Source organism: Legionella quateirensis, from assembly GCF_001467955.1.
Taxonomy (GTDB): Bacteria; Pseudomonadota; Gammaproteobacteria; order Legionellales; family Legionellaceae; genus Legionella; species Legionella quateirensis.
Genome location: NZ_LNYR01000040.1, coordinates 1 through 1,320 on the forward strand (window position 1 = coordinate 1; position 1,320 = coordinate 1,320).

Genomic DNA, 1,320 nt, shown 5'->3' on the forward strand with positions numbered 1-1,320 from the left:
TACGGAAACTGCTACGGTGAATCTGACCGTGAACCCGGTCAACGACGCCCCAACCAACAGCGTCCCTGGCGCCCAAACGACGAATGAAGACACCGCTCGAGTCTTTAGCTCTGCTAATGGCAATTCGATAAGCCTGACTGACATTGACAGTGCTTCTGTGACCACCACGATTTCCGTGGCACACGGCAGCTTAACGGCACTGGCAACAGCAGGGGTTACCATTACGAATAACGGAACAGGATCGGTGACTCTGGTAGGATCTCCAGCCAACATCACCACCGCTTTGAATGGTTTATCGTACACTCCGGTTGCTGATTACAACGGTGCAGACAGCTTAACGGTCGTCACCAGTGATGGGGCTTTAAGTGATACGGACAGTATCGCCATCACAGTCAATCCAGTCGTCGATATTGCCAATGATGCAGCTACCTTCAATGAAGACACGGTGGCTAATCTTGACGTAAATGCCAATGATACTTTTGAAAACGCAGGCCATACCATTACTGCAATTAACGGCACGGCCATTGCTGTGGGTGGCACAGTGGCTGTGGCCAACGGCACGGTGTTGTTAAATGCTAACGGTACCTTAAGCTTTACCCCAACCGCCAATTACAACGGCAGTACCAGCTTTACCTACACGGTGACTTCCGGCGGAGTGACTGAAACGGCTACGGTGAATCTGACAGTTAATCCGGTCAACGACGCCCCAATTAACAGCGTCCCTGGCGCCCAAACGATTAATGAAGATGCGACTCGAGTCTTTAGCTCTGCTAATGGCAATGCGATAAGCCTTACCGATGTAGACAGTGCATCTGTGACCACCACGATTTCCGTGGCACACGGCAGCTTAACGGCACTGGCAACAGCAGGGGTTACCATTACGAATAACGGAACAGGAACGGTAACTCTGGTGGGATCTCCAGCCAACATCACCACCGCTTTGAATGGTTTAACTTATACTCCGGTTGCTGATTACAACGGTGCAGACAGCTTGACGGTAGTTACCAGTGACGGAACCTTAAGCGATACGGATAGCATTGCCATTACAGTCAATCCAGTCGTCGATATTGCCAACGATGCGGCTATCTTCAATGAAGACACGGTGGCTAATCTTGACGTGAATGCCAACGATACCTTTGAAAATGCAGGCCATACCATCACTGCCATTAACGGCACGGCCATTACCGCAGGCAACACCGTAACGGTAGCCAACGGCACAGTGCTGCTAAATAATGACGGCACCTTAAGCTTTACCCCAACCGCCAATTACAACGGCAGTACCAGCTTTACCTACACGGTGACTTCCGGCGGAGTTACGGA

The 1,320-nt window shown here is 51.0% G+C and carries 1 protein-coding gene; it reads left to right on the forward strand.

The window, feature by feature from the left end; all coding sequences use genetic code 11:
- On the forward strand, nt 1-1,320 hold a 1,320-nt coding region (locus Lqua_RS14035), incomplete at both ends, for a beta strand repeat-containing protein (protein WP_157076149.1).